The sequence below is a fragment of the Candidatus Wallbacteria bacterium genome, from assembly GCA_028687545.1.
In the GTDB taxonomy this organism is placed as follows: domain Bacteria; phylum Muiribacteriota; class JAQTZZ01; order JAQTZZ01; family JAQTZZ01; genus JAQTZZ01.
Map to the genome: position 1 here is coordinate 1 of JAQTZZ010000063.1, position 21,473 is coordinate 21,473.

Here is a 21,473-nt window from a genome sequence, read left to right on the forward strand (position 1 = left end):
TCATCGACATCCAGTCCTACATGTAGTATCCTTTTCATTGATGGCCTCCTGTTTGTAAGTGTTTATTACTTTACACTTATAGGGTAACCAGTCCCAGGTTTATAGGAGGTCATCCATATTTTCTTGGGGATCCCTCCAATCAAGGGGACTCTGTCCCCTTGAAACCCCTGGCGGGGCGTGCGGGGATTATGCTTCTATCAAGGTAAGTCCGTACCATATGTTTGTGAACAGAGATGATTACACGTTGAAGTAAGGCAGTGCTTTTTTACCCAGGATTTGGAGCTACCCTCTCAACCCCTCGCTGGGCTTGGGAGCGCTGGGAAATGATTTTGGAAGTTAATTCTGCTTAAGGATTGATGTTGTTCTTTTCTAAAGCATCGATGATTGCATCACCAAGCTGGTTTCTCTGCTGGCTTCAGCTGCGAAATCGCTACTCCGCTGATGATCACGGCCATGGAGGCTAGTTTAGCCAGGTCGAAGCTCTCGCCGAGCAGCAGATAGGCGCTGAGGGCGGTGAAGACCGGAATCAGGTTCGTGAAGATATTGGTCCTGCTCACGCCGATGTCTTGGATTACCTGATTGTTGAATACAAAAGCCAGGGTCGAGGAAAAGACGGCCAGGTTCAGGATGTTGAGCACCAGCTCCCCGGCAACAGGCGTCTGCCGCACTGAGTCCAGTCCGTAGATCAGAAAAAGGGGAAGAAAATAGAGCACTCCAGCGGTATTCTGCCATGTGACCAGTGTCAGCGGAGAATATTTCTTCACCAGCCTGGCGCAGATCAGGTTGTAACTGACTGCGGACAATACGGCACCCAGCATCAGCAATATGCCGAGCGGCGAGTAGCGGAATGTCAGGTCCGGCCCCAGAATCAGAGATGCAACACCAGCCAGTGAAATGATCAACCCGATGATCCCGCTGCCGCTCAATCGCTCGCGGAGGAACAGGAACGCCCCTACAGGAATCAAGACCGGGATCATGGCTATGATCAGAGAAGCTACTGTGGAAGAAACATACTTTAGTCCCAGGCTTTCACAGAGAAAGTAAAGCAGCGGCTCGAACATGGACAGGATCAGCAGAGGAAGGATGTCGGGCCTGGCGATCCTGTCTCGCTTACTCCGTGAGTACATGAGCAGCAGTGCGCTGGATATCACCAGCCTGATGAAGACGACTGCAAAGGGATGATAATATTTGTAGACGATCTTGGTCCAGACAAAGGAAAGTCCCCAGAATGCCATGGCAAGCACTGCCAGCGTGTAAGTCCTGAATTCTTTCAGCATCTTGGATCTTGGTAACTCAGTTCACCTACTCTGTAAGAATGGCAGATTGCGTTCACTGCAACAGGGAAGCAGGCGATGTGGCAGGGTGATTCTTCGGCCTGGACTGAGAGAACAGCAAGTTTGCCTTTAAGGCCAAAGGGACCGCAACCCAAACTATTAAGCCTGAGTTTAAGTTTTTCCTCGAATTCCGAAAGATGCGCTTTTGGGCTTCTTTCCCCCGGTTTTCTGAACAGGGCTTTCTTGGAGAGAGCAGAGGCCAGCTCCAGATTTCCGCCTAAGCCTACACCTATGATCAGTGGAGGGCAGGCATTTGGCAGCGAAGGTCCGATTCTTCTCTCGATGAAATCAGCTAATCCGTCTGAACTCGTATCAGGATTTACAGCTTCAGCAAAAGCGATATTTTCAGAACCGCCGCCTTTCAACATCAAACTGATTTTCAGGGATTTACCGGGTATTTCTTCGAAGTGGATCAAAGCTGGAGTATTGGTGCCTGTGTTTTCACGGAGCAGGGGAGATTTCACGATGGATTTCCGCAGGCTGAGTTTGCAGTAGCATTCGGACACTGCCTGATCAATCAATTCGCTCAACTGAAAATCAAGTTTCAGGCTGTGTCCTTTTTCCACCAGCACACTGACGAATCCGCAGTCCTGGCAGAGCGGGAGCCTGCCGGACCTGGAGGCAAGACAATTTTTTTCTATAAGTTCAAGAGATCCGGTTGATTCACCAGCTGCGGAAAATTCAGATTCCAGCAGAGCCAGATACTCTGCTGGAAGGGAAAAATTCAAATCAGAGATCAGACCTGACAGGTCTTTCAGGATAAGTTCTCTGGAGAGCATCACTTTGGGGCCAGGCCGTAACCGATGTCCAGGGCCTTGAGATTCATTTCCACAATATGTGGCGGCATTCTTTTCCGTACAGCTGTTTTCAGCCCTTCAAGATCGATCTGGGGAACGAGCCCTGCGAGAAGTCCGAGGGATAAAATATTGGTAGAGATTGATTTGCCGAGCTCCCTGATGGCTGTGGAAGTAAGGGGAAAGGCGTGGATCAGGTCATGCAGGGGCGGAGATTTGACATAAGTCGTATCCACTACCAGCATGCCATTTCCCTTGAGGTCCCTGTAGAACTTGTCGCAGGCGTCCTGGGACAGGCAGAGCAGCAGGTCCAGTTTCAGGGCTTTCGGATAGTAAATCGCTTCGTCGGAGATGATCACCTCGGATTTGGATGCTCCGCCGCGGGCTTCAGGGCCGTAAGACTGGGACTGGATCACATTGTATTTTCCATAAATTGAAACTGCGTCAGCAAGCAGGATGCCGGCCATGATCAGACCCTGTCCGCCTGAACCCGAGAGCCTGATTTCATATCTTTTACTCTTTTTCATGATCCCCTCCGGCGGCTCTTTCTATGATTTTCTGATATTCACGTGTGTATTCAGTATATTCGTGGTCCGCCAGAATTCCAGTTTTGATTTTCCCCGCTCTTTTTTCCGGCGGGAGCTTGTCCCAGGCCCTGACATCGATTGAATTCTCTTTCTGCCAGCGCAGCATGTCTGAGGGAGACTTGAATTTATTGCGGCGTCCATAAGCTGTGTAGCACTGGCTGACTGCTTCCACGACGCTGAATCCTGGTTTCTGCAGTGCCTGTTCGATCAGGCCGATCAATCCTGTGACATGATAGGCTGTGCCTCTGGCGACAAATGAGGCACCGGCTCCCACTGCCAGGTCGCAGATGTCGAATGGTCTCTCAATATTCCCGAATGGCGCTGTGGCGGAGCTTCCGCCAACCGGTGTGGTGGGGCTGTATTGCCCGCCGGTCATGCCGTAAATATTGTTGTTGAGCACGATACAGGTGATTTCGATATTGCGCCGGCAGGAGTGGATGAAATGATTGCCTCCGATGGCGGAGGCATCGCCGTCGCCGGTGATTACGATCACCTTCAGGTCCGGGTTCGCCAGCTTGATTCCGGTGGCAAATGGCAGGGCCCTGCCATGAAGGGTGTGGAGAGTGTTGAAATCCACATAAACCGGGGCGCGGGAGCTGCAGCCGATCCCTGACACCATCACTAGATTATCGATGTTCAATTTGAGTTTATCGATGGCGCGGATCAGGGCTCCGAGCACAATGCCGTGCCCGCAGCCCTGGCAGAAAATATGCGGAAATTTCTTGTTTTTCCTCAAATATTTAAATACAACATGGTCCGGGGTTCTGCCCTTGTTCATGATAATACTCCAGTGATTTTCTTGAAAATCGCTTCAGGATAAGCCAGCTCGCCATTGACCTGGAAATAACCGTCCAACGGGAGACGGCCCCTGTTGATCCTTTCGATTTCACGGAAAACCTGTCCAAAGCTCATTTCGGCGACGATGATCTTTTTGCATGTGTTCCGACAACTCTCGATCAGCTGATCCAGGATTTTATCAGGGAAGGGCCAGATCGTTTCAAGCTTGACCAGGCCGATCCTGGCTGGCCGCCAGTCTTTCTTGAATGGCCAGAGCTTCTTCAACTTGGTAATGCGCTGATTCTGTCTGGTGTTTTTCAGGTGCACCTTGCGGATGGCTTCCCTGGCAGAGAGGACGACTGAGCCGAAAGCGATCACTATCACGTCAGGGTTTTCGCAGTCGATCAGTTCAGCGGTGCAGATGTCATCAGTACTGTCCTCTATTTTCCTCATGATCCTGGAAGTGAGGGCTTCGATTTCACTGGTGTCATTTGTGGGATAACCAAGGTCATCGTGGATCAGGCCGGTGACGTTGTAACGGTAACCTTCGCCGAAATCCGCCAGCACCGGAACCTGGAGATCGCGGTCGTAGGGGACATACCAGTCAGGGTGGACCTCGGGTTTTTTCCTGTTGATGATCACGAGCTCCGATCTGGCCGGCAGTTCCACATTCTGCCGCATGTGAGCCACGACTTCGTCCAGCAGCAGAATTACTGGAGTCCGGTATTTTTCAGCAAAGTTGAAGGCTTTGATAGTATTGTCATAGCATTCCTTGACATTGGAAGCCGAAAGCACGATGATTTCGTGGTCACCGTGTGTCCCGAAGCGGGACTGCTGCATGTCTCCCTGGGCAGTGCAGGTTGGCAGTCCAGTTGAAGGCCCGCCACGCATCACATTCACGATCACCACCGGAGTCTCGGTAAGGCAGCCGTATCCGATGCCTTCCTGCATCAGTGAAAATCCGGGGCCTGAAGTAGCGGTCAGGGATTTGGATCCGGCAATGGAAGCGCCGATGCAGGCGCAGATGCTGCCCAGTTCATCTTCCATCTGGATGAATTTTCCCCCCACTTTGGGAAGTTCTTCAGAGAGGAGTTCGGCGATCTCTGTGGATGGTGTGATCGGGTATCCCCCGAAGAAGCGGCAGCCTGCATCGATTGCGCCCATGGCGCAGGCTTCATTTCCCTGCAATAAAAGCTTCCGTTTGCTTTTTTTATCCGGCATCGTCTTTCTCACTTTCTGGTACTGTAATAGCGAAGTCAGGGCAGCGCAGTTCACAGAATTTGCATTTAATACAATTTTCCGGGTTTTTCACGGTGACTTCTCCTGTCGTTTCCTGGTGGAACACACCCTTGGGGCAGAATTCAACGCAGATCCCGCATTTTTTGCACCAGTTCCTGTAAATGTAAACTGAATTAGGCATGTTTTTTCCTCAAACAACTGATTTTTCGAGAGTGAATGACTGGTTTCCCTTGAAGCGGTCTATGGTGAGTTCGCTGATATCGATGGATGTCTTGCCTGTATCGATCAGCTCGGCCATCAGCTCCGTGACTGCAGGAGCGATCATGAAGCCATGCCCGGAATAGCCGACAGCCTGGTAATAATTTGAAAGTCCGGGCATTCGGCCCAGGATCGGCTGGGCATCAGGAGTCATATTGTATAACCCGGCCCATTGTCTGATGATTTTCACTGATTTCATGGCAGGAACTAGTTTGGTGATCTGGCGGCTCATCACCTTGAGAAATTCCAGTGAACTCTCGGTGTTGTGGCTGTATGGTTCATTGTCGTCTCCCCAGCCCATCACTAATGATCCATGCATAGTCTGGCGGAAGTAGATGTGATGGTGGAAGGAAATCACTAAAGGATCCAGGAATTTTTTCAGGGGTTCAGTGACGAGGATTTCATGGCGCTGAGGCCTGGTCGGAATTTCCAGTCCTGCCATGGCAGCTACATCTGCTGAATAGCCCCCAGCGGCGTTAAAAAATACGCCGACTTCAAATTTATCTCCTGTTTCTGTTGAGATTGAAGTGATCTGTTCGCCCCTGCGTTCAATTTTCTTTATTTCAGTGAAAAGGTGGAATTTCACTCCGTTTTTCTTGGCTGCTTCGGCATATGCCTGCGTTACAAGCATGGGGTTGGCGTGTCCGTCAGTCTGACAGTGGGTACCGATTTTCACGTCATCGGTTTTAATATAGGGAAACATTTTTTTAATTTCTGATTGTGAAATGAGCCTTACTGGCACTCCAGCTTTCTGCTGCATCAGGACATTCTTCTCAAACTGCTTTTTTTCTTCCTCAGTGAACGCCAGCAGAAGATATCCGCCCTGATAATATTCTGTTGGATAACCCAGCTCCTGTTCCAGTTTCTCGAAATGCTTGACCGATCTATAGGCGAGCCTGCAGTTTCCAGGTGTGGCCCATTGCTGTCTGATGCCTCCGCCGCAACGGCCGGTGGAGCCTGAACAGACATATTGTTTTTCGAAGACAGCGATGTTCTTGATGCCTCGTTTTGACAGGTAATATGCAAGAGCTGAACCTGTAATCCCTGCGCCGATGATCGCCACATCAAGCTTCATTTTTCCTCCTTGAGGAAAATTTCGAATTCTACGGGCTTGGCCGGCTGCCTGACAGTGGGGAGAGAGATCTGATCTACAGTGCGGCCGGTTTCCTCTGCCAGGATCCTCGCGATCAGGCTCTGGCAGGTGCGGCCCTGGCACATGCCCATGCCGGCGCGGAGAAGTTTTCTGATTTCATTGATTGTGGTGAAACCGTGTTCACGTATGCAGGCCCTGATTTCATCCTCAGTGATATCTTCGCAGCGGCAGATGATGACCTGATTCTTCTTCATTTTTCCCCCTTGCCGGTCGCCCTGAAATGCCTGACCCGGTTAAGGTCCGTCCTCGGTATGCGGAGCGTGATGATCTTGCGTTTGTGCATGATCTTGAATTCAGCGATTTTAATGACTCTGCCTCTGCCTACAATTTCGCCTGCCCTGTCCAGTGTGACGACAATCTCTCCCTCTGCAGGGACTGATGACAGTTCATATGGCAGGATCAGGTCCGACTCATCGTCTGTGGAGTATTTATCCACCACAAAGACAGCCAGTCCGGGGCAGATGGCCACACAAAGCGTGCAACCGCTGCATTTTTCATAGTTGATCGAGGGAAGATCACAAATATTGGAACCAACAGTGATGGCGCTTTTAGGGCAGGAAGTTTCGCAGGGATTGCAGGGGATGTGTTCCACGCATTCGATCACAACTGTTTTCCCTTTTTTCAAAATCTCTTCAGGCGGCAGGATGATTTCGGATTCTTTCAGGACCCCGTCTTCCTTGAACATCTGATCCCCCTTATCTTAATTGGCGTTCAATTTGCAGAGTTTGTCTTTGCCGATGCAGGCCTTTTCGCCATAAGGACCCTGTCTCAGTCCGTAAAGCTCCTGCTGGGTATTTCTGATCTCTGGTTCGAGATCTTTCCCCGTGATTTTCATGGCAGCTGCAAGTCCCGCGATTTTACCTTCCAGCATGGCTGTGGACGCCTCTTCTATGCCTGAAACGTCTCCTGCAACCAGAATCTGCTGGTTGGATGTTTCCATCAGTTCATTGTGCCAGGCTACGTGCCCGCACAATTCCTTGATGAAATACATGCGGCAGCCGGCCTGGGAGAGGAGTTCGGTTCCAGGAGTGAGCCCCACCGCAAGACAGAGTGTGTCTGCCTTGATTTTTTTTGTCTCCCCGCAGATTTTCCAGTTCTTATCAATCGGTGCGATCTCGACTGTGTGGAGGGATGGATTGCCCAGCGCTCTTACCACTGTATGCGAGGTCAGAATCGGGATCCCCATCCTCCTGATTTTGGCGGCATGGACGTGGTATCCGCCGATTTTCGGCAGGCCTTCGACTACTGCCGCCACTTCCGCTCCGGCCTGAATCAACTGGTAGGAAACGATCAGGCCGATGTTTCCGGCTCCCAGCATCAGGATTTTTTTACCCGGAAGAACGCCGTAAACGTTCATCAGGGTCTGGGCAGCGCCTGCACCGAAAACACCAGGAAGGTCATTGCCTGGAAAAGCTGCCATGTTCTCCCTGGCTCCAGCTGCCACTACAGTTTTTTGGGGATGGAATTCCAGCAGGGATTTATGAGAAGTTTCGCAGATTACAGTCGAAGGAGGATAGAATCCCAGGGCCGAAGTTGAGAGATGAATTTCAACATTTTTGCAATTCCTTACTCTGTTCATTAACAGATCTGCGATTTCGATCCCACGGCGTCCGGCAAACTGATTTTTAGATCCGAAGAAAGAATGGGTCTGTTTGATCAGTTGGCCGCCGAGCAGGAAATTCTCCTCCACCAGACAGATGGATAGATCAGGTACGGCTATTGCAGCATGATAGGCAGCTTCAAGACCGGCCGGACCACCGCCGATGACCAGTATGTCGCATTTTTTCATTTGAGCTCTCCTACGCCGGATTGCATTTCAATCTGCATCCCTTCTGCAAGAGGCAGGATGCAGACTCTGACATTGTCCTGCCCGTTAACCCGCATCAGGCATGAAGCGCATTTTCCGATGGCGCAGAATAATCCCCTCTTTCTTCCCAGGCGAAGGCTGTGGGACAGGACTTTGATCCCGTTTGCATGCAGGGCCGATGTGACGGCCTCGCCTTCAATCCCTTCCAGGGGCTCATTATTGAAGAAAAAAGTCACCCTCTTCCCGAGCTTGAAATCAAGAATGGGATGATTGTCGATTCTCATTCCAAATTCCCCCAAAGAAAAATTATCTCAATTTAAACCAAGTTTGTCTCCCTGTCAAATGGTCAGATTTTCCGGTTGAATCAGCTGGTTTAGTTAAGTATAATTGCCGGAAAGACCGGAAGATTTCAATGGATTTTATCGGACTCAAACAATTGATCGGGAATCTGATCCGCAATTTGCAAGGCAAGCTGAAGCCTCAGATTTTCATGTCCGAAATTCTGAAAAGAAAAGGCAATACCCTGCTTCTGCCAGGCCTGAACCTCATACTTCAGGATTATCACAGAATTGGTGTGACAGGTGCAGGAAAAGCCGCTGCCTGCATGTCTGAAATGCTGATCGAACTGGTCCCGGAGATCGAATCAGGGATCGTCAATACCAGCAGGGAATTGACGATCGGGAAAAAAATCCGCTGCTGTAAATGTAGCCATCCATATCCTGATGAAGCCACATTGAAGCATACTCAGGAACAGCTTGAGACATATTCCTCGCATGACCTGATTTTCTTCCTGCTGAGCGGTGGAGCTTCTTCCATGCTGGAAATGCCGCTGGCAGGAATCTCACTGGCAGATTTAGCGGAAACCGGCAGACTGATGCTGCAGTCAGGTCTCGGGATAGAGGAAATCAACACTGTCCGTAAGCATCTGTCCAGGGTCAAAGGCGGACGATTCTGCGGCTTTTTCCAGAAAAGCACTCTGATCGGACTATACCTCTCAGACGTTGTTTCAGGACAAGCCGACCTGATCGGATCAGGTCCTACATTTCCGGACCCCACTACTTATGAAAAAACGATGGAGATTCTCAAACATCACAGGCTCTGGGCAATAACCCCGGCTTCCGTCCGGAAGATAATCAGCGAAGGAATAGCGGGAAAGATTCAGGACACTCCCAAAACCATATCCGGAAATATCCGGAATTTTGTAGTGGCAGACAATCTGAGCGCTGTCAGGGCTCTCCAGGAAGAATTCGGAAAGGCAGGGCTGCAGTCAACCGAAAGTACTAACCTCCAGTTGGATGCCGAATGTGCAGCAGAATTCCTGGTGGAGAAATGCTGGAGTCTTCAGAAAGGTTCCATACACCTGGCCGGCGGGGAAATCAGGACCATGGTTAGAGGGGCAGGATTCGGCGGCAGAATTCAGGAACTGGCTCTGAGGATACTGCCCAAGCTGCCTGAGGACGGTTTTTTTGCCGGGATCGCAACCGACGGAGTGGACGGGAATACCCCGGAACCTGTGGCTGCAGCGCTGGTGACCTCTGAACTTCTGAAGAATACCAGTATTCATGAAATCGAAGAATGTCTTTCCAGGTCCGACAGTTACAATCTGCTGAACAGGCTGGGCGCTTTATACTGTTTCGGTCCGAGTGGGACGAATCTTGCAGATATATATATAGTAGGGAAGTGGCATTAGGACTTTTACCTGAGCCATGAATCATTCCAGCAGTTTAACGATTTCCATGATTTTGCCCTCTTCAGCGATACCGCTTTCCAGGCATTTTTTACGCAGAATATCCAGGGCTGTTTCTCCGTCATCGTTTTTCTTCCCGGGGCGGCAGCCTCTTTCACGAAGAATTTTCAACATTTCCAGAAAATTGTCATATGCTGATTTAAATGAAGGATGCTCATTGTCGATCCATAAAAGGTCAAACCTTGAAAAATAGCTGACTGCTGTGTGCAGGGGGGTATTCCCGTTTTTATCTGTTGAATTCGGATCAGCACCGGCAGCGATTAATTTCAGCACCTTCTGCAGGCCGTTGTATTGGTATGAACCCGCAGCATACTGCAATGCAGTCATGCCGTCTCTGGTTTGGGCATCAGGCGGAAATCCAGCTTTGCAGAGTATCTCAACGTATTCGGGAAGACAACATATCAGCGGAGAACGGGGCATTCTGCTGTCTGAAGAAAGAGCTTCCCGGCCGGCAGTGGTTTTGTAGGCTTCAATCAGACCTGATCCGCCTTTTTCCAGAAGATAGCGGATCAGGTCATCGTTTCGGCTTTCCTGGACTGCTTTGTCGAGCACTGAAACAATTGTTTTTTGCAGGTCGAATCCCTTTTTTTCAAGCATCCTGGCTGCTTCAAGTCTGGGGCAGAGTATCAGGAGATTCCGGCCTTCTTTATCGATTATATTAGGATCACCGCCTTTGTCGAGAAATTCCCGGATCAGGTCGAGGTAGACCTCATCAGTATGGTCTCTCCACCAGTTGCTTCCCAGCAGAACGAGCAGAGGCAGCTGTTTGTCATATTGCCTGGTGTAATCTTTTTCGGAACTGAAATCAAAGGGCGTTAGAATATCGCCGCCGTTTTCCAGGGCTTTCAGGAAGGCCCTTGGATCCGATATAAGGTTAAAGTTATGTTTCAAAGAGACAGGGTTTTCCATAGCGCCCCTGGATTTTAAGTAATCCTGGACTCCCTTGTTCTGATGCATTTCCAGGACCCCATGCCCATTCTTGTCGAGCGCACCAGGATCAGCGCCTTTTTCAATCAGATACCTGAGACTGTCAAAATCCAGATGGTTGTTGAAAATCGGCGTGCGGCCCAGATCGTCCCTGGCATTTACGTCGGCTCCGGCTTCAACCAGAGCTTTCAGGACGTCCAGATTGAATGCCGTGTGCAGCGGGGTCTCATTGTATCCCCCGCCACGGACATCCGGGTCAAGACCCTGTCCGATCATCAGGCGGGTGAAGTCCCCGTTCCAGGCGCAATGCAGAAGCGTATATCCCGGTTTATCAGTTTTTTTCCCGCCTTCGGCATGGCAGGGCTTCCTGAGTTTGGGGTCAGCCCCGTGTTCCAGAAGAATACGCGCCTTTTCAACCGAATGTGTGGAATAATAAAGGGGTGAATCACCATTTTTGTTCAGAAGATTCGGAGACATCCCCAGATCCAGCAGCAGTCCAAGCACAGCCGGGGTGATCCGCATGCTGTGGATTGGATAATTCCCGCGACTTGTGTCCTGAAAGTCATACTTGCATCCCAGCTTGATCAGCAGTTCCGCAATTTCCCTGGTTCTTACAAAAGGCAGGGTTTCAGAATCCCACCATTCGACAGGCGGTATGGATTTGAATTTCGCGCCGTTGCGGATCAGCACTTCAGCCACTGCCAGACTGTTAATCCCAGCCAGCGGGTTGCCGTGGTTAGGCGAATGCCCGTTATCGATCAGGTATTGTGCCACCTCCGGACTTTTCACATAATAAAGCGGACTGGCGGCTGTAGTTTTTTTATTCCAGGTCTCAAGCTTCACTTCCCGGGCCAGATCGACGCTGTGCACTGCCGGCACCATGAGACGGTCAAGCTTCACTGATCCTTTTTTCAGCATGGCCTTGAGAAGTTCCTCGTCTTCTGAATCAGAGAGAAGTTTATACAGGGCAGGATCGCTTTCAGCACTGAAATCCCGCTGCGGAAATTCAAGTCTTCCCAGCAGATATTTCAGGACATCCGGTCTTTTCGCTTTTAACCCTGAATCAAAACCGGACCGGATTACCTCTGCAGTTTGTTCTGAAACCAGATCGAGCAGATTGCCGAGGATCGAAATTTCGCTGGTTTTCGCAGCCTCGCGGACCAGTTCGGACATGAAAGGCCTGCAGGAAATGACAAACTGCGGATGTTTCAGAAGATCCTGAACCAGTATGGCATCTTTATCACGGATAGCTGCCAACAGCTGCTGGAATCCGGAATCAGTCACTGAAAAGAGGGAAAATGAAATCTCTCCCAATGCAGATTCAACCATCCGGCGGTCTTCCGCGACTTCCACGCTGCAAAGCAGGCTGCCGGCAACAGCGAGTTCCCTCGAAATTTCAGCTGTGTCTTTTTTGAGGAGCTGGCATAACTCAGTTTCGTCTGTATCCGAAATCAATTTCACACAACTTTCCAGCAGCGGAAAATACCTCAGATAAGCTCTTGTCTTGAGAATGGAAAGCGCATGAAGCATTTCATCTGCTTTGTCATTCCGTGATGCAGGGTATTGAAAAGGATTTATCGAGTTTTTAGCGGCTTGCCTGACTTTTTCCTCTTCCTCAGGAAAAAAAGCCGGCAAAGAAATTTCTGCTGTGTGTTTTACTGCTGGAACTGGTGCAGCGCAATCAGCCTGCCAGCAGATCAGAAACGAAAGAAATAGGAAGCGAGCTGTCATGATTGACCTTCCATGTTCTTATTTTAGAATTAAAGAGTAAGGAAAAAAGAGAGCGCTGTCAAAGGCGGCTCTGCAACACTTCTTTATCTTTTCAGCCATTCCTGATAGATTATTACAGTTCAAATCTTTCCGTGTCTGAAATGGAGGGTCTATGCCTAATGCAGCAGAACAGCTTGAGATCATCCGGCGCGGTACGCTCGACATTATTCCTGAAGAAGAGCTGTCCGCCAAATTGCAGAAAGGCAGGCCTCTGAATATCAAGTTTGGCGCTGATCCGTCCGCCCCTGACATCCATCTGGGACATGTTGTGGTGCTCAGGAAGCTCCGAGATTTTCAGCGGCTGGGTCACAAGATTGTCTTCCTGATCGGTGATTTCACCGGCATGATCGGCGACCCCACCGGCAAATCCGAGACCAGGAAACAGCTTTCTAAGGAAGAAGTATTGAGAAATGCCAAGACATACCAGGAGCAGATCGGGAAAATCCTGGACATCAATAAGATGGAGATCAGATTCAACAGCGAGTGGCTGTCGAAGATGAATTTCGAGGATGTGATCAGACTGGCGTCCAAGTATACGGTTGCAAGGATACTGGAGCGGGATGATTTCGCCAAGCGCTTTGCCGGTAATCTGCCGATCTCAATCCATGAATTTTTCTACCCGCTGATGCAGGGGTATGATTCCGTGGCCCTGAAGACTGACATTGAGATCGGAGGCAAGGACCAAACCTTCAATCTGCTGGTCGGCAGGGAATTGCAGCGGGAATATGGGGTGGAGCCTCAGGTCATCCTGACTATGCCTCTCCTGGAAGGGCTGGACGGGGTGCAGAAGATGAGCAAATCCCTGGGAAATTACATTGGAATCAACGAGCCGCCAGACAAAATATTCGGCAAGATCATGTCCATTTCAGACGAACTGATGCTTAAATATTTCAAATTACTGACTGAACTCCCGCTTCAGGAAATTGAACGGATGCCGGAAGATTTCAAATCCGGAGCCAGACATCCCCGCAGCGAAAAGAAAAGACTGGCCAGGCTGATTATCACTGACCTCCATTCTGAGTCAGTTGCGCAGGCTGCAGATGAGGAATTCGAGAATGTCTTCAAGAAAAACGAGCTGCCTGAAGATATACCGGATTTCAATTCACCCCGCAGTCAGAAGCTTTGCGTGATCCTGAAGGATTCCGGCCTGGTACCGTCAAACAGCGAGGGCAAGAGGCAGATTGTTCAGGGCGGAGTGAGGATCAACGGGCAGAAAGTGGCTGATCCTGAAATCGAAGTCAGTTTCAACAATGGTGACATCATCCAGATCGGGAAGCGGAAATTCGTAAGAATCAAAGTCAAGGAGTAAGCCATGAGTCTGACGGTTGTAGGTTCTGTAGCTCTGGACACAATAGGCACCCCTTCAGGAAAAGTCGAAAAAGTGGAAGGCGGTTCTGCTACTTACGCGTCTCTTGCGGCATCTTATTTCACAAAGCCCTGTCTGGTAGGAGTCGTGGGGACTGACACCTATGACAGATTCAGAAAAATATTCCAGAAAAGAGAAATCGTGATTGATGCGCTGATCAAGAAGGAGGGGCTGACATTTCACTGGGAAGGCGAGTACCAGGATGATCTGAACGATGCCATCACTCATTCCACCTGCCTGAATGTCTTCGCTGACTTTGACCCCAAACTCCCGGAAAATTACCTGAAAAATCCTGGAGTTTTCCTGGGAAACATATCTCCAAAGCTTCAGCTTTCAGTCTTGAAACAATGCCGGAAAAGCATGCTCAAAGCAGCGGACACCATGAACTACTGGATCTCCACAGTGATTGACCAGGTCTGGGAGGTAGTCCCTGAAGTGGACATCATGTTTATCAACAATAAAGAAGCCCTGACCCTGACAGGTGAAAAAAACCTGCACAGGGCAGCTGAGCGGATCATGGAGCGCGGCCTCCGCTATCTGGTGATCAAGAAGGGCGAATTCGGAGTCAATCTATACGGCGAAGGCAAACTTTTCTGCGCCCCTGCCTATCCTCTGACCGATGTTAAAGATCCTACCGGAGCAGGCGATTGTTTTGCAGGCGGATTTCTGGGATACCTATGCGAGAACCTGCCTATTACATTTCCGAAGCTCAAGAAGGCCTGCCTGTACGGCACTGTGATGTCCTCCCTGAACATAGAAGGTTTCAGCATTGAGAAGCTTCTGGACATCAAGCGGGAAACCATTGAAGAGAGATACCGGAAGCTCCTGGAAATCTGCGACACTGGAGATATCCAATGAAATAGTTTGTGGAGGAAAAAAATCAGTGGCAGAAGTGACTCCACCTTCGACTCCATCTACCCAGACTCCACCTTTTTTTTCCTGAAAATCATAGTTTTGGTATTGACAAAGGTTGAATATAAAATAAAATATTAAGAGCAAGCCGTTAATCGTTGCAAACTAATCATATTGATCAAACTAATCTGCTGCTTGCTGTTTTCAGGTTCGAACTTTCAGTGCACGAAAGAAATTAGAGGCTGATGAATTAGCCCGTATTTATGCAGAAATGCCGGTAATATCGGCGTCGGTTTAAGGAGGAGGGCGTTGTGGCTTACGATCACAGGCGATCATTAAATCATCTGGATTTCACCCAATCATTCGGGTCCAATTTTGTTTGGCTTACACACCTTTACCTGTCACAGTCGATTTCAAATCGACTAAGCTATTGAAAATAAATTCCTGGAGGATAAATGAACAACCGCCTGAAAATCATCTTCATAGCCATTCTCTTTTCTTTTGGATTGTATTTTTTCATCAAGCAGGTACTTGCAACGCGTGGCGGAACATTCAATACCTCACAAACACTGGTTGTTCAAGTTCCAGCGCCTCAGGACAGAATTAACCAAAAACCCATTGAGCAGCCGATCTCACAGACACAAGAAGTAGCTGCTACTCCACCTAATTCGCAAACAACTGAAGTTGTTGCTACAAGTGAAGTGGACATGACAAAAATCGTCTGGTCACGGGATTATCTGAAGAAATACCAGGGAAAGATTGATAACAGCATTTTGATCATGCTGAATGATCTACTCAAAACCGGAAAAGATAAAGGGTGGAAAGATTATACTAAATTCTGCGAATACATGGCTAACCATAATGATTCGGCTCTTGCTGATCTTCTACTGGAGATTTCCAAAGACCTTACAGTGGATTCTGGTATAAGAGGTTTTCTGTTGAATTACATCGTGTCGCCGGATCGACCGGAAGCTGTGAAACTTATTGCTGACCTGACAAACAGTTCCATTGATCAGCCAGTCAGGCAAGAGGCGATCAAAACACTGGGATTTCTTGGAGGTAAAAATGAAATTGCGAAGAAACGTCTTTTGGAAATATCTAATGATCCGAAAGACGAAAAGCGTGATCTGGCGATTTCTTTTCTAAGAAATTATGCAAGCGATGAATCCAGAAAAACTATCTACTCAATACTTGAAGATAAAAACGCTTCAGGAGAATCTCAACTCGCTGCAATTTATGCTCTAAGTTCCCATACTGGTGAGAAAGAGAGATCAATCGAGCTTTTGAAGAGAATTTTCTATGACATGAGCAATTCGGGAATGATTAGAGGACACGCTTTAAAATCTTTGAGTGTCATTGATCGTGATGTGACATTACCGATTCTGGAAAAATGCCTTGAGTCTGAAGAAGACGGGGTTGCACAAATGCTTGCTATACAATTGTCTGATAAATTCAGAAACCCCAGAGTTATAGATTTATTATTGGCCATTCTCCTAAAGAGTGAGCAGAATTTTAGTGTATCAACAGCAGCAGCGGTGTTAAGTGTTGACACAAAAGAACAAGCTGTCCTTGACAAAGTGCTTGAAAACTATCAACTGATGCGCGGCTGGAATGCATTTAATGCATTGGATTTAATCAAGAAATTTGGTTCAAAAAAAGCAATACCTATTCTCAGAGATAGGCTTGGGAATCCTAAAGACGATTTAGGTATAAAAAATGAAATAACTAAAACCATAAATTATCTGGAGGATTTGAGATGAAAAAAAGGCTTTTGCTTTTTTTACTTCTGGCAATTTTTACAGTTGCTTTTGCTGCACAACCGACAGACCCTGGTGAAATTGGCGATATAATCTTAAGAGACGGTATGGCCGGCTCACTCTTTGGTGTATCAAATCCCTGGAATTATGATGGCGTTGGTCATGATGCTATTTATATCGGATATTATTGGCCAGGGATAATTTCTTCGCCCCGCATATTTAACAATGAGGCAAACAAGGCGGATGGAATAATTGTTGAATCAATGTCGAATTTCGAACCCCATGCAATCAGGTCTAAAACCATTAGACCCGGGGAGACGGACTTAACTCTCAGGTACTTCAAAAGTATACCTGATCCTCATGGATACAATACTACCTATCGCGGATCGAATATGAGCACGTACTTCTTGGCTCCTTCCATACGGATGAAAATATGTGATTATGCAGTAAAAAAATCACTGAATTATCCAACATATTATTGGCTTTTTTCCATTCGTCCACTGGAAAAACCAGTTCGTTATGTGGACGAGAATCTTTTTGACGAATACGGCAATCGAGTTGATCCATATCCGGATAATGATTTTCTTGGTGATAGCGGCTGGGGAGAAGGAAATTACGTTAACAAGCTTGGCGAAGATGGAAGTTATCATTTCGGACTTGATTCAGATCAAAGTCTCAAAAGCCTAAACGTATTCAGTTGCGCATGGCTGGTGGAATTTGCCTATAAAAAGGCTTTTGGTTACGGAGCTGCTCTTGATGGTGGAAACTGTTCATCAATTACTAATGCTATTGGCGGTTGGACTAAAGGAATGCTGCATCCATGGGAACACTGGGAATGTAAGGCCAATAACAATGGCACTAATTATCGTGTGACAGAATCTGCCGCAGACCAACCCACAATAGGGATTAAGCGGAAGGATAAACTGATTTCAAAAGACGATTATGTTTCCTTTGATAAAGATACAGTGTTTACACTTGTTGCAAAAGACGGTGATCAAGGATCTGGGATCGGCAGAATCGATTTATTCATTGAAAACAAACAGCTGAAACTAAAATATGATGTTGGAGTAGTTGAATCCTCCGTAAATTTTAAAATAGACACATCGAATTATCCTAATGATCAAACCACATTCAAAGTAGAGGCTGTTGCCTATGATCTGGCCGGAAATAAAAGCGAAAGACTGATTTCATTTTTTATGTGCGGGACTAGGGTTGATGTCGGCTTCTGTCCCCCTGATCTCCAAGATGGCAAGGCTCCTGATGCTCAATGGAGTCTTGATGGTGGGATAACCTGGAAAAATGCAGGGACAGAATTTTTAAAACCAGGGGATTACACTCTGACTTTCAGAGATGTTCCTAACTATAAAACACCTCCTGAAAAGCAAATTACCGTATTGGATAACCCCGATAAGGTGCAGACTTATATTGTTGAATACGTTCCATACTACAAACTCTTTGTTAATATTTACCCTGAAACTGCTGTAGTAGCCGGTGCCCAATGGACATTTAATTATTTGAACCCCAAATTAGGAGCCAAATCAAAATCAAGTGCCATTCAGAAGTCTGGGACTTGGCTTCCCATGTATTATAACAGCGGAGAATACGTTCTGGTGGAGAAAGATGCTTTATTCACTATAGGTTTTAAAACAATTCAAGGCTGGCAAAAACCCGATGACATTACCATTACCTGGCCCATAAACTCAGATACAACTTTTAATGTATCTTACATGCCTGGAAGATTACTGACGGTGAAAATCGAACCAGAGGAAGCGAGAACGCAGGGTGCTTATTGGCTGTTAAACGATCAGATTTATCAAAGGTTAAGCGATTCATCAGTAATGCTGGCTCCTGGCACCCTGTATACGATCACGTTCGGGATAAATTGGGATAGAAAAGATTATTGGAAAATCCCTGAACCGATTCATGGAGTAATGGAATCTGAAGATATTACTGAAACCGGAACATATGAAAAAATCTTCCATAAACTGACAGTATTATTGGGACCACCTGAGGCGGTTGCAGCCGGTGCGGCATTCAAAGTACAAGATTTATCGGAACAATGGGAAACTGCAAACAAGACTTTCACATTGCCCCATGGTTCGGAGGAAATCATTAATTGTAAAAAAGTAACAGGATGGTCCTCACCATGGGAGAATTATTCTTTACCCCAGATTTCATACTCTAAAAAAATTACTCTTCTTCAAGACACAACAGTTGAGTGCACTTATTCAATGAATATGTGCGGAGTGCAATTAAGTTATTATACCGGAGGTGCCTCAAGGCAACCGTGGATAGTACAATCATGGAAGGTTGTAGCTGGAATTTGGTCTACAGATTGGATCCCCGAGTCTTGGTGGTGGAACCGATGCGTTTATATGCCTGAAGGCACGGAGTATACAATTTATATTCAATATAGTCCAGGTTATGAAAACTACAATTGTCCTAACTCTATCAGCGGTGTTGCACAATATCCGAATTCAGTCGAATATGTCTGTTGTCTACCCCCTGCAAGATGGAAGGACATGGGAGAGCTTCCGTTCAAAGACTATAGTATTATCGATAAAAATTCGTGGACAGTAGTAACTCCAGACAAAGTATATAAATTCATGGAAACAGTGAATGATGAAACTGTTAATAATTGGGTTCAGATTGGAGATAATTATTCCTTTCCTGGAGATAAAGTTTACTTTTATGATGGCCAACCATATTTTATAGGTGAAGATGGAAGAGGAAGAGATAATCATTGGAATAATTCTTTTCACTTCGGCAATGTTTGCGAAGGCGTCTCTAGGTATTTTAAATCGCCTAGCTATGGTCCACAATGGTATGACTGTTGGGGAACAGCTAGCGATTTTTATCTTCATACATATGCAGGAAATCCTTATATTGAAGACACTTCCCTGAATAAATGGGGTCTAGTTCATACTACAGATTTTGTCAATTTCAATTATATTGGACCAAGTATGGCACAGAGTGGTTGGGAGTGGTGGCAAGGAATTTTCCCTTCCGATTGGGATATTTTCTGTAGATATAATCTTACCAGTTCTTGTAATGGACATTATAACTGGTATAAATATCAACTTGGTTCTGCTCAACCATGGGAAAAATTATTTGAATCCGTACTAGTATATGTTGGAACATTCCCAGCATATACTAACTATTTTACTGGGCAACGATGTTTAATGACCTGCAATGATTTATTTGAGATCACATGCTATGAAGCTACACAATATTTTGGTTTGAACGATACGGTTGAAGGAATTCGGCAGGTGAACGATTGGAATGACATTTCCAGGCGTCATTACCCTGCAGCCTGGAATGCTTACTACGGAGATAACCCCAGCTGTTATACTATAACTAGAAATATAGACAAGATTGCGATGATTACGAAACCATGCGTAGACCATGCATACTCTAACCTGTATTTATTAGATAAAAGCAATCCGATTTACCCCAAGACCCAGGTTATCATCAAACCAGAGAGTGCAGTTGTTGGTGGTGGGCAATGGCGCTTACAAGACGAACCCAGATGGAGAGACAGCGAATCATATTCAATGGCTTTTCCCGACGAATCCTGGGTTTGGATTGAATTTAAGCCTATATTTGGATGGAATACACCTCCCAGTCAATATGTCTGTATCACAGATACTATGACACCAGTAATCGGAACTTATACTCAGCAAAATCAATTCTGTGTTTTCCTTGATCCCCCAGATGCGAGATGGCAGTTCACTACAGACCCGCCGGATTTATGGCGCGAGAGTGGCTGTATTCAACTTGGCAGCGACAATATGCCCTGCACTAAAATAATGTACCTCAGATTCAAGGAAATGCCTGGTTATATCACCCCGCCGAACCAGGCAGTCGATCTTGACTCCAGTTCAAATGAGGTCCATTTGAGCATCCAGTATGTACCTCGAAAAACATTCACTGTTCACATCGACTCCCAAGATGCAATCTCATGTGGCGCGAGATGGAAAGTAGTGAACGAAACTGGTGATCTGATCAGCGACCAAACGATAGAAGCACAGATAGGGCATGTCTTTAGGATAGCTCTGACTGACCTTGCAACTATTGACTCAAGTTGGAAAAATCCGAATCCTCTGTATTTCGATTATCCGATCAATTCTGATACACCGATCAACTCAACGGTCTGTGTTACTTACAAGTCGGTCAGCGGCACCCTCGAAGTCCGGATCAAACCTGACAACATAGCATCAGTAGGACAATGGCGGTTGGACTCTGAAAGCATCTGGAGAAATAGCGGTGTGGAAGTACCGGTGCGCAAGTCTTCTTATTATGGAGTCGTTTTTAAGGATATTGAAGGCCGGACCACTCCGCCATCGATTTATGGCAAAATGGATGATAACAAGGTTCTATACGGTGTTTACCAGGGTATGCATACTCTCACAGTCAATTTGGCTCCACAGGGGGCTGTCGGGGGTGGGGCTAAATGGAAGTTGGCTGATGGTTATATATGGAGAAATAGTGGCTCAATGATCGAACTCCAGGAAGGTGCAACCTATGAAATTGCATTCGGCGATGCCTCGGGATGCTACACTAAACCAGCCAACATTTACGGGACAATGGGCAAGAGCGATGAAATTGTAACCTGTAATTATCTTACGAGGGATACTGCACAATTTAGACTCCAGGTTTCCATTACTCCAGAAGTGGCTTTATCCGCAGGGGCTGCCTGGTGTCTTTCGAAAGACACTGAAGAGTGGAGATTTTCCGGCGACAGTGCAATGCTGGATGAAAATTCCACCTATGAAATCATTTTCAAGGACATTCTTGGTTGGACATGCTCTATGAACCTGTCCGGTACTATCACATCAGACATTTCATCTGAAGCGATGTTCTCGCCTGTTTTCAGGAATCTCCTTGTTAACATGACCCCGAACGAAGCAACCTTAGCAGGTGCTCAGTGGAAGTTATCTGGAGATGCAGACTGGAAAAACAGCGGTACAATATTAGAGCTGCAGGAAAGCAGCGACTACCACATCCTATTTAAGGCCATCCCAGGATGGAACACACCTCAGACAATCGAGGGTTTTATCTGGACTGACACATATGAAGCAAACGGACATTATTCATTGCTCGGT

General features: G+C 47.2%; 17 protein-coding genes. 5 read left to right on the forward strand and 12 right to left on the reverse strand.

Going from position 1 to position 21,473, the window contains the following annotated elements:
• Positions 1-389 precede the first annotated feature (389 nt).
• Genes PHW04_17075 through PHW04_17125 form a run of 11 tightly spaced genes read right to left on the reverse strand, consistent with a single transcriptional unit; the run spans position 390 to position 8,233 of the window.
• Complete coding sequence (locus PHW04_17075) at positions 390-1,277, reverse strand: DMT family transporter (protein ID MDD2717604.1); 888 nt, start codon at positions 1,275-1,277, stop codon at positions 390-392.
• On the reverse strand, positions 1,271-2,113 hold the full coding sequence (locus tag PHW04_17080; protein MDD2717605.1) for a fumarate hydratase: 843 nt from the start codon (positions 2,111-2,113) through the stop codon (positions 1,271-1,273). The genes PHW04_17075 and PHW04_17080 overlap by 7 nt, the downstream gene beginning before the upstream one ends.
• A complete protein-coding gene (locus tag PHW04_17085) occupies positions 2,113-2,655 on the reverse strand; it encodes a 2-oxoacid:acceptor oxidoreductase family protein (protein MDD2717606.1) in 543 nt (180 codons plus the stop codon). Before PHW04_17085 ends, PHW04_17080 begins: the two co-directional genes overlap by 1 nt.
• Positions 2,642-3,493 (reverse strand): 2-oxoacid:ferredoxin oxidoreductase subunit beta, encoded by an 852-nt coding sequence (locus tag PHW04_17090; protein MDD2717607.1) that lies wholly within the window; start codon positions 3,491-3,493, stop codon positions 2,642-2,644. Before PHW04_17090 ends, PHW04_17085 begins: the two co-directional genes overlap by 14 nt.
• The gene (locus PHW04_17095; protein MDD2717608.1) at positions 3,490-4,713 is read right to left on the reverse strand and encodes a 2-oxoacid:acceptor oxidoreductase subunit alpha; all 1,224 of its coding nucleotides are present in this window, start codon (positions 4,711-4,713) and stop codon (positions 3,490-3,492) included. Before PHW04_17095 ends, PHW04_17090 begins: the two co-directional genes overlap by 4 nt.
• Complete coding sequence (locus PHW04_17100; protein MDD2717609.1) at positions 4,703-4,912, reverse strand: 4Fe-4S binding protein; 210 nt, start codon at positions 4,910-4,912, stop codon at positions 4,703-4,705. The genes PHW04_17095 and PHW04_17100 overlap by 11 nt, the downstream gene beginning before the upstream one ends.
• 9 nt (positions 4,913-4,921) lie before the next feature.
• A complete protein-coding gene (locus tag PHW04_17105; GenBank protein ID MDD2717610.1) occupies positions 4,922-6,064 on the reverse strand; it encodes an FAD-binding oxidoreductase in 1,143 nt (380 codons plus the stop codon).
• Positions 6,061-6,336 (reverse strand): (2Fe-2S)-binding protein, encoded by a 276-nt coding sequence (locus PHW04_17110; protein MDD2717611.1) that lies wholly within the window; start codon positions 6,334-6,336, stop codon positions 6,061-6,063. Before PHW04_17110 ends, PHW04_17105 begins: the two co-directional genes overlap by 4 nt.
• On the reverse strand, positions 6,333-6,827 hold the full coding sequence (locus PHW04_17115) for a 4Fe-4S binding protein (GenBank protein ID MDD2717612.1): 495 nt from the start codon (positions 6,825-6,827) through the stop codon (positions 6,333-6,335). Before PHW04_17115 ends, PHW04_17110 begins: the two co-directional genes overlap by 4 nt.
• Before the next feature lie 15 nt (positions 6,828-6,842).
• Positions 6,843-7,931: an NAD(P)/FAD-dependent oxidoreductase gene (locus tag PHW04_17120; protein ID MDD2717613.1), complete on the reverse strand. Its 1,089-nt coding sequence runs from the start codon at positions 7,929-7,931 to the stop codon at positions 6,843-6,845.
• Entirely contained in the window at positions 7,928-8,233 is a 306-nt protein-coding gene (locus PHW04_17125; protein MDD2717614.1) for a (2Fe-2S)-binding protein, read from the reverse strand. Before PHW04_17125 ends, PHW04_17120 begins: the two co-directional genes overlap by 4 nt.
• A gap of 128 nt (positions 8,234-8,361) precedes the next feature.
• Here PHW04_17125 and PHW04_17130 point away from each other — a divergent pair, with 128 nt between their 5' ends.
• Positions 8,362-9,639, forward strand: coding sequence for a DUF4147 domain-containing protein (locus PHW04_17130; protein ID MDD2717615.1), 1,278 nt, complete (start codon positions 8,362-8,364; stop codon positions 9,637-9,639).
• 21 nt (positions 9,640-9,660) lie between these two features.
• On the opposite strand, the gene PHW04_17135 is transcribed toward PHW04_17130, so the two are convergent.
• Positions 9,661-12,354 (reverse strand): hypothetical protein, encoded by a 2,694-nt coding sequence (locus PHW04_17135; protein ID MDD2717616.1) that lies wholly within the window; start codon positions 12,352-12,354, stop codon positions 9,661-9,663.
• Positions 12,355-12,505: 151 nt separating this feature from the next.
• Between PHW04_17135 and tyrS the strand changes: the two genes are divergently transcribed.
• The 4 genes from tyrS to PHW04_17155 form a co-directional block, all read left to right on the forward strand.
• A complete protein-coding gene (gene tyrS / locus PHW04_17140) occupies positions 12,506-13,702 on the forward strand; it encodes a tyrosine--tRNA ligase (protein MDD2717617.1) in 1,197 nt (398 codons plus the stop codon).
• A gap of 3 nt (positions 13,703-13,705) precedes the next feature.
• Complete coding sequence (locus PHW04_17145; GenBank protein MDD2717618.1) at positions 13,706-14,617, forward strand: PfkB family carbohydrate kinase; 912 nt, start codon at positions 13,706-13,708, stop codon at positions 14,615-14,617.
• 449 nt (positions 14,618-15,066) lie between these two features.
• Positions 15,067-16,371, forward strand: a complete 1,305-nt coding sequence (locus PHW04_17150; GenBank protein ID MDD2717619.1) for a hypothetical protein — start codon at positions 15,067-15,069, stop codon at positions 16,369-16,371.
• Positions 16,368-21,473 (forward strand): hypothetical protein (locus PHW04_17155; protein ID MDD2717620.1); only part of this gene is annotated, 5,106 nt, incomplete at its 3' end. The genes PHW04_17150 and PHW04_17155, both read left to right, overlap by 4 nt.